This is a genomic window from Holophagales bacterium (assembly GCA_016719485.1).
In the GTDB taxonomy this organism is placed as follows: Bacteria; Acidobacteriota; Thermoanaerobaculia; order UBA5066; family UBA5066; genus UBA5066.
In genome coordinates, this window is record JADJZB010000014.1 from 20,966 (window position 1) to 29,036 (window position 8,071).

General features: G+C 67.3%; 6 protein-coding genes and 1 pseudogene. 2 read left to right on the plus strand and 5 right to left on the minus strand.

Going from position 1 to position 8,071, the window contains the following annotated elements; all coding sequences use genetic code 11:
- Positions 1-382 precede the first annotated feature (382 nt).
- The 5 genes from IPN03_09960 to IPN03_09980 all read right to left on the minus strand — a co-directional run bounded on the left by IPN03_09960 (position 383) and on the right by IPN03_09980 (position 6,655).
- Complete coding sequence (locus IPN03_09960; protein ID MBK9374030.1) at positions 383-1,219, minus strand: hypothetical protein; 837 nt, start codon at positions 1,217-1,219, stop codon at positions 383-385.
- A 469-nt stretch (positions 1,220-1,688) separates the two neighbouring features.
- Positions 1,689-2,129: a PIN domain-containing protein gene (locus IPN03_09965; protein ID MBK9374031.1), complete on the minus strand. Its 441-nt coding sequence runs from the start codon at positions 2,127-2,129 to the stop codon at positions 1,689-1,691.
- Positions 2,089-2,355 carry a type II toxin-antitoxin system Phd/YefM family antitoxin gene (locus tag IPN03_09970; protein ID MBK9374032.1) on the minus strand — a complete coding sequence of 89 codons (267 nt, stop codon included), beginning with the start codon at positions 2,353-2,355 and terminating at the stop codon, positions 2,089-2,091. Before IPN03_09970 ends, IPN03_09965 begins: the two co-directional genes overlap by 41 nt.
- Before the next feature lie 84 nt (positions 2,356-2,439).
- Entirely contained in the window at positions 2,440-3,474 is a 1,035-nt protein-coding gene (gene xerC, locus IPN03_09975; GenBank protein MBK9374033.1) for a site-specific tyrosine recombinase XerC, read from the minus strand.
- A gap of 31 nt (positions 3,475-3,505) precedes the next feature.
- The gene (locus IPN03_09980; GenBank protein MBK9374034.1) at positions 3,506-6,655 is read right to left on the minus strand and encodes a toprim domain-containing protein; all 3,150 of its coding nucleotides are present in this window, start codon (positions 6,653-6,655) and stop codon (positions 3,506-3,508) included.
- A 229-nt stretch (positions 6,656-6,884) separates the two neighbouring features.
- On the opposite strand from IPN03_09980, the gene IPN03_09985 reads away from it, so the two are divergent.
- Complete coding sequence (locus tag IPN03_09985; protein MBK9374035.1) at positions 6,885-7,190, plus strand: helix-turn-helix transcriptional regulator; 306 nt, start codon at positions 6,885-6,887, stop codon at positions 7,188-7,190.
- Positions 7,190-8,071 (plus strand): annotated as a pseudogene (locus tag IPN03_09990) (restriction endonuclease). Before IPN03_09985 ends, IPN03_09990 begins: the two are co-directional and overlap by 1 nt.

The following is an 8,071-nucleotide window of genomic DNA, read 5'->3' on the forward strand; positions in this document are numbered from 1 at the left end:
GCCCGGGGGCGCCCCCCGTTCCACGGCGCCCGCTGGCGCCGTGCGGTGCCCCGCTCCGGTCCGGTCCCTCGGGCCTCGGCGTCCTCTGGGCTCTACGCCGACCCGATCTCGTCCAGTAGACGGGCCGCTTCGTTACGCTCGAAGTCCAGCACGTCGTCCGTCACTGGCAGAGCGAGCATCGCCGAAAGGTGGCCTTGGGCCTCCTCATTCCGACCCTGCTGGACGAGTAAGTCACCTAGGCAGCACAGGGCGCGGCCCTCCGTTGTCGCGTCACCAGAATCGCGAGCCTTCTCGAGCGCGCTACGAAGCACCTCCTCTCCGCGGACCAAGTCACCTCGGTCTAGGAGGAGCAGGGCCTTCTGAAACAGAGCATCTGCGGTCATCAGTTCTTCCCGTATGAGCGGGCGAAGTTGCGAGAGCTCTTCGGAAGCTCGTACTGCTTCATGAGGACCTGAATCTGCGTTTCCACGTCCCCAAGTGTGAAGTCTGGTTTGTTCCGAAGCCATGCCGTCCAAGCATCGTTCCAGCCCTCTTGGTGGATTGCCTGGTGCTGTTCGTTCGAGAGGAGCGCGATCCGCTTGTGCACGAAGGCTTCTGAATCCTTCACCCCCAGCTCCGCAAGCCTGCGCGTGAAGCCTTCCTCACCGAGCAGTTGCTGGGGCACGAGGTGATGCTCTCTTGCGGCCGCTGGACCATATCGACCACGCCATGACCGACTAACCCGCGGTATGCCGCTTGGCGTGGTGCCCGTGACCCTCGGAGTCCGAGGAGTTCGCCCGAAGTACCCGGCCCCAAACGCCGACGGCGTCTCGACTCCCGGTTCGAGATGAACGGGCATCTTTGCTAGGAATCGATCGGCGGCGCGACCAGCGGCGGCGAGTCCTTCCTTCGCGCCGCGTGCAAGAAGCGCAGCGTTCGCAGGGTTCGTCGCCACGTAGATGTTCGCGAACTCGACGTCCGCTCGCGACATCCCGAGCTGATCGACGGCGACGTCCTCGGCCTTCGACTGGAGCCACCCCAGACCTGCCAGCGCGTTCGCGCCGTAGTTCGCGATTCGGTTCGCACCGCTCGCGACCGTGTTGAAGACGCCGAGGACGGTGGCGTCGAGCAGTACGTTGCCGCTTTCGATGTCGACCGTACCGAACTGGTCAGCAGGAAGGCCCGTCTCGGCCCGGATCGAGGTGATGAGCCCCCACGGGTCTTCGGGGCTATCCGACACGAGCCCGCAGCTAATCGAGCCGCAAGCCCGACGCGACCAGAGGCTTAGCGACGGCGATGCCCCGACACGGAAGGGCGGCAGTAGCTCGAAACCCCCGACGCGAGTTTCTGGATAACTCGGCGGTGGACCTCGCAGAAGGTTGAGGTCGACGAGCGTCAGAGGACCGAGGTTGAAGTGTTCTCCGTGCTCGAGTTCGCGCTCGGCGAGGATGACGTCGCCGAGGTCGAAGCGCGCGGGCTCAGCGGCTTCGATGTCAGCGACGGCAGCCGGCGCGAGCGAAGCGAGCGCCGAGGCCGCTTCGGTTCTCGCGGCAGAGAAGGGAGGCGGGTGGGTTCGACTCCCACACGCCGGTACGCGAGGCCTCGGCGCGGAACGCCGGAAGAGCAGCTAAGGGGAAGGAGCAGCACGAGCGCCGCGAGGCCTCCTCGCCCGATCGCCTCCGCTCGCGGTCCGGCCATCGGAGAGGAGTCTAGCGGTGCCGGGCGGAGGAGAAGCCGAGGACCTTGAGCAGCTCCGCGGTCGTGAAGACGAGGACGCCGGCGTCGTCGAAGTCGTCGTCGTTCGACCAGACCGGCAGCCCCCGCTTCAGGGCGAGGGCCAGGACCGTGGTGTCGTTGGGATCACGCTTGCCGATGAGGCTCGCGGCATCCTTCAGCCGTGTCCGGTAGCCGCTCTCGGGCACGATCTCGATCGGCAGCGCGTCGAAGACCCGGATGATCGGCGCACGGTCCAGGCCAGCCTTGGCGGCGAGGACAGGAAGGTATTCCCGGACCTCGCCGGCCGCGACGTCGGTCGTGATGACGTGAAAGACCCGGGCCTTCTCGAAGACCTTGCGCGCGGCGTGCCCGAGAGAGGCCGAGAGCAGGACGTTAGCGTCCGCGACGACGCTTCTTAAAGTCTTCGAAACCACGCTGAGCCTCGTCCTCCGTGATTCCCTTGGCCTGCAGCTGCTCGGCGAGCTGGGCCGAGAGCGTCAGGTAGAGCTGCCGCCTCATCTCCAGAGGGACGTTCTTGGGGTCCTTCAGGGGGACGATCAGGGCGGTGGGGTGGCTGTGGCTGGTGACGAGGACGTTCTCGGCACCATTGAGGATTTCGCTGGTCTGGTTCCGGAGCTCGCGGACGGTGACGGTCTTCATGGCCTTGTCTCCGCTTCCATCCTGCTCCTGTCGGTGGATATGTGTCAACAGGTGTGTACACATACGTGCCTCACGGAGGCAGGCTCACTCTGCGCTGCCTCCGCCGCTCCCAGCCCCACCCGGCAGGAGCCGGGCCGCCGGGTGCGTCGCCGTGTGGATCTCCTTGAGCTTCGTGATCGCCACGTGCGTGTAGATCTCGGTGGTCGTCAGCTTCACGTGCCCGAGGATGGCCTGGATCATCCGGACGTCCGCCCCGTTCTCGAGCATCAGCGTCGCCATGGCATGCCGGAAGAGGTGGCACGAGCCGGTCCGTGCGACGCCGGACGCCTTCACATATCGGCTGACGTAGAGGCTGAGCGTCTTCGGAGCGATCGGCTCCCCCTCGGCCGCGAGGAAGAGGAAGCCATGGTCCGGCTCGACGACGAAGTCGGGCCGGGCCTCGCGGACGTACTTCGCGATCCACGCCCCCGCCCTCTCCCCCACCGGGACGACCCGGTCCCGCCGCCCCTTGCCCTGCCTCACCGTGATCGTCCCGCGCTCCGTGTCGACGTCGTGGACCTTCAGCCCCGACAGCTCCGTGCGCCGGATCCCCGTCGAGTAGAAGGTCTCGAGAATCGCTCGGTCTCTGAGGCCCTGGGGCTTCCGGATGTCGGGTTGCGCCAGGATCGCCTCGGCTTCCGTAGCCGTAAGGACGTGCTTCGGCAGTCGCTTCTCCACCTTCGGCAGCTCGAGCTCGGAGGCGGGATTCGAGAGGAGGTGGTTCTCGCGAGCGAGCCACTTGAAGTACTGCTTGATGAAGCTCAGACGGTGGTGCTGCGTCGAGAGGGTCAGCGGGCTCCCGTCGGGCTTCTCCGTGTAGAAGAGCGTCCGCTGGTAGCGCTCGAGCATCGGCTTGGTGACGTCGCGGGGTTTCATCACGTCGCGCTCCTGGCACCAGACGACGAAGTCCGAGACGGACCACTCGGCCGACAGGACCGTCCTGGGCGAGTAGCCCCTGACCTTCATGTGCTCGAGATGGGCCTTCAGAAGGATGACGAAGCCGCGAGGGTCGGTGGTGTCGCGGAAGGCGAAGACCCGCTTCCTTCGGGCCGCCGCGCGCCGTCGGGCTGGGCTCGTCACGGCCGCTCTCCCCTGCCCACTGCGGGTCGGCTCACAGCCGGCCCGCTGCGCGGCGGAGGACGCGCTTCGGCTCAGGCAGCGGGTACGACGGGATTCCGAGCGTGGCTCCGAGGAGCGAGGTTTCGGCCTCTTCGTGCGAGAAACCGTTCAAGTGCGTATGGGGAGCGAGGTCCGGCTCGTCTTCCTCACCCCGACCGGCCCCCGACCCCCCCCCGACCGAGGGCCGACCGGGGGCCGACCGCTCGGCCGAAAACCCCGACCGCTCTCCGTCGTACTCGGCAAGGCCCGTGACATCGAGGAGGCCGGGGAGGAAGCGCGAGCCGTCCTTGCCCTCGCCCCTGTAGAGCAGTTCGTAGACGAAGCTCTGGCCCCGGCCTCCGCGGTGCAGGAGCAGGTACTCCAGCTCGGCCAGGCGCGCCATGTGGACCTTCAGCTGCGTGTCGCCCCAGCCGGTCGCCGCCCTCACGTCTCGCCGGCTGAAGCGCAGGTCCTCCCTCGCGACGCCGTGCTTCTCGCAGAGGGACGTGACTAGGTCGTCGAGGTGCACGAGGAGCCGCCGCGTCTGCGGCGGCAGCTCGTCGAGGCTCCGGCCGAGGACCTCCGAGGCAAGACGGTTGGCGAGGGCGACGTCGGAGACAGTCGCTTCGACGTACTCGACGACCTCGCCGTCGACCGTCAGGCTCTTCACCTCCCGCTGGTACTGGAAGAGGAGGGCGATGGCCTCGATGAGCTTGAGGTATTTGACGTGGTCGCGCCGCATGCGCGTCTTCTCGTCGAGGAAGGTCAGGCGCGAGGCGAAGGGGTTGTGGACGAGGAGCGGGCGCAGGAGCCGCTGGGCGTTGCGGTGGACCTTCAGCGCCTTAGGCTTCCGGCGTGAGGCGAGGATACCGTCGAGCGTCGAGGCCCGCCGCTGCAGCTCGTGGATGCGCCTCGTCTGCTCCCGGCTCTCGTCGACGGTCAGGACGAGGCAGCGGTTGAGGAGCTCCTCGTCGATCTCGATGGCCGTCGTCGTCAGGAAGATCATCACCGGCCCTTCGACGCGGTACTCCTGCGTGACGAGGCGTCCCGTCTGCGGGTCCTTGCCGGTGGAGGCGATGGAGAGCTCGCCCTCCGACTGGAGGAGCTTCAAGGCGTAGCCCGCCTTCTCCGCGCCTTCCTCCTCGGCGATGGCCAGGATCTTGTGCCGCAGGCTCTTGCCCTCGCCGAAGTAGAAGAGCGACTGGCCCGTGAGGGCCGAGTATTTCTCGCGCTCCTCCTCCGGGACGAAGCCGAGGACGGCCTCCATGAGGGCTGACTTGCCGGCGGCCGAGCTGGACTGGACGATGACGGCCAGCGGCTTGTCGAGCTTTCTCGAGACGGCCGCAAGGTACGCCGTGAGCTTGTTCGTGTCCTCCCCGACGAGACCGCCAGTCTCGAAGTCATCGAGGATGCGGGCGAGGAGATTGGGGTCGCGGAGGAAGCCGAGGGCTTCGGCCGTTTCATCTTCGGAGAGGAGGACGGCCTTCTCCTTCGGCTCGAGCGTCTTGCGGATGCTCTCCTGCTGAAGCTCCTCGGCACGGCGCAGGAGCTGGCCGAGGTCGCGCTTGATCGTCTCTTCGATCAGGCCCAGCTCGTGCGCGGCCTGCTTCTCGAAGGCGGCGCGCTGGCGGGCCGAGTAGAGGTCGAGGGTGTCGACGAAGAAGCCGGAGAGCGGTGACGGGGGCGCGAAGAGGGCCTCGGCCTCGGGGCCTTCGCGGGTGACGAGGACGTTGAGCTTCAGGACGCCCCAGGCGAGGTTCTTCTTCAGGCCGCGGAGGCGGTAGCGGCGATCGCCGAGAGGGACGACGACTTCGTCGAGGTTCGGGGTCGTCTGCGAGGCATCGCCCTGGAGCTTCTTTTCTTTAGCTGCTAAAGGGGCCGGCTGCTCGTACGTGCTTACGACAGGGACGGGCGAGGCGGGCGAGACAGGGAGCGGAGCGGCCGGAGACGGCGCAGCCGCCTCGGCTGGCGCGGGCGCCGCGGCAGCGGCGCACTGCGCCTTAGCCGTCGTGGCGGTTGTCGTCGTGACGCTCTCCGGCTGCTTCCCGTTCCCCATCCAGACGGCCGTTCGCAGGAGAAGCCCGAGGGCCTTTCCCGCCGGCTGGACCTTCAGGGCGTACTCGTTGGCGTCCATCCCCTTCGGAAACTGGACGCGCGAGCAGCCGATACCTTCGGCCGTGAGCTTCTTCGCGAGGCTCTCCGCGGCCTTGTCGCCGGCCTCGTCGTGGTCGTAGGCGATGAGGACGTGCTCAGTGCCGTACGTCTTGAAGGCCGCGAGGTGGTCGTGGGTGAAGCCCTCGACGCCGTACGCGGCCGTGACGTTGCGGAAGCCGGCGCACCAGAAGGTGAGGGCGTCGATCAGCGCCTCGCAGAGGATGACTTCCTTCGAGGAGACGAGGGCTTCGACGTTGAAGACACCGCGGTGAGGGCCCGGGAGGTAGAGGTGCAGCGGCGTGCCGGCCCGGAGCTGATGCGTCGGCGTGATCTTCCGGCCGTAGGCGCCGAGGACCTCGCCCCCTTCGCCCAGGATCGGGATGACGAGCGATCCAGAAAGGTGTTCGTGGCCCGTCTCACGGAGGATGCCCAGCTTCTGGAGGCGCCCTCGGATCTCGGCTCCGGCTTTGCGGTTCATGGCGGGGAGCCGGTAGCCGAGCGTGCGATTCGCATAACCGAGCCGGAAGCGGTCGATGACCTCGGGATGGACGAGGCCCCGCTTCTCGAGATACCCGAGGGCCTCGGGGCTCTCCTTCAGCGTCTGGTGGTAGTAGCCGATCACCTGGCCGAGGAGCTCGCGGTCGTCGGCGTCGAGGTCGACGGGAGGCGCGAGCTTCGGGACGCTCGAGCGCTGCGGCGGGCCGTCGAGGGAGGGCGTCGTCGGGAAGTGCTCGGCCCGCAGGATCTCGACGGCATGGCGGAAGCTCACCCCTTCGGCCTTCATCACCCAGTCGATCGGCGAGCCGCCCGTCTGGCATTCGCCGAGGCAGTGCCAGAGGTTCTTGCCGGGAGTCACGACGAGGGAGGGCTCCCGGTCGTCGTGGAAGGGACAGCGTCCGATCAGGTCCGCACCGTGCCTCTTCAGCTCGACGCCCCGACCTTCCGCGAGTCGCTCGAGAGGGACCTCCTCACGGATGCGCCGGAGCAGCTCGTCGGGGATTCGCGCCATCGGTCACCTCCGCCGCGTCGAAACGCCGTTTTCGCGAGGGGCTGTCAAGAGGGAAAAGCAGGCTCGCGAAGCATACTTTACGCGTATACGCACGGTAAGCGTATAGTATGCCTCTGTCAATGGACATCCACAGGCTCATCCGAGACCCGACCCTAGACTCGCTGCTGATGGCCGCGTTCTCTCAGACTCTCAAGCGGCTCCGGCAGAGAGGCGCCTCTCGCAGCAGGAGCTGGCCGACCTGATCGGGGTCCACGTCCGCCAGGTCTCCAAGTACGAGATGGGGACCTCCCTGCCCACACTCGAGCGCATCCGCCGCATGGCCGAGGTGCTCCAGGTTTCCGCCGACGAGCTGGTCTTCGGCGTGACGAAGCGCAAGGCAGGAGAGAGCCCCGCGATCCGCTATCCCGTCCTCGCCGAGCGGCTCCGGAAGCTCGATGCCGTGGTGACGCGTGACGACCTGAAGTCGATCGTCGATTTCCTCGACGCGTTCATCGCCAAGAAGCAGATCGACCAGATCGCCAACGGCAGAGGCTGATGAGCGTCCCCGGCTTTCAGGACCTGATGCTCCCGATCCTGCAGCTGGCTGCCGACGGCAAGGAGCACACGCTGGCCGAGGCCCGCCCACTGCTGGCCGCACGGCTGGGGCTCTCCGAGGAGGACACCGCCCAGCTGCTGCCGAGCGGCCGGCAGACGGTGTTCGCGAATCGGACCGCCTGGGCCAGGTCTACCTGCAGCGGGCTGGGCTCTTCTCCCTCTTCCCGGCGCGGACACTTCCAGATCACGCCCCGCGGCCTGGCCCTCCTTGCCGAGAAGCTCCCCCGGGTCGACATCCGGGTGCTCGACCGGTTTCCCGAGTTCGTGGAGTTTCGGACGAAGAAGGACTCCGAGGACTCGAGCACCGGAGAGGAGCACACGGAGAGCTCCGCAACGCCCGAGGAGACGCTGGAGTCGGCCAGTCTGCGCATCCGAAAGGCCCTGGCCACCGAGGTTCTCGATCGGGTGAAGAGGAGCTCGCCCACGTTCTTCGAGGAGCTGGTGGTGGCTCTGCTTCTGAAGATGGGCTACGGCGAAGGCCCTCGGCCGCTCCGGCGACGAAGGGCTCGACGGGGTGATCCACGAGGACCGGCTCGGTCTGGACGTGATCTACCTGCAGGCCAAGCGCTGGGAGGGGACGGTCGGGCGGCCCGAGATCCAGAAGTTCGTGGGAGCGCTGCACGGCCGAAGGGGCCCGCAAGGGCGTCTTCCCTCACGACGAGCGCCTTCTCCGACGAGGCCCGCCAGTACGCCGCCGGGATCGACTCGAAGGTCGCGCTGATCGACGGTGCCCAGCTGGCCGAGCTGATGATCGACTTCGATCTCGGCGTCTCCCAGCCACGACCTACATCGTCAAGCGCATCGATTCCGACTTCTTCGGCG

Coding starts and splice junctions, on each gene's coding strand:
- IPN03_09970 (MBK9374032.1), bottom strand. CDS start 2,355: ATGAAGACCGTCACCGTCCGCGAGCTCCGGAACCAGACCAGCGAAATC.
- IPN03_09980 (MBK9374034.1), bottom strand. CDS start 6,655: ATGGCGCGAATCCCCGACGAGCTGCTCCGGCGCATCCGTGAGGAGGTC.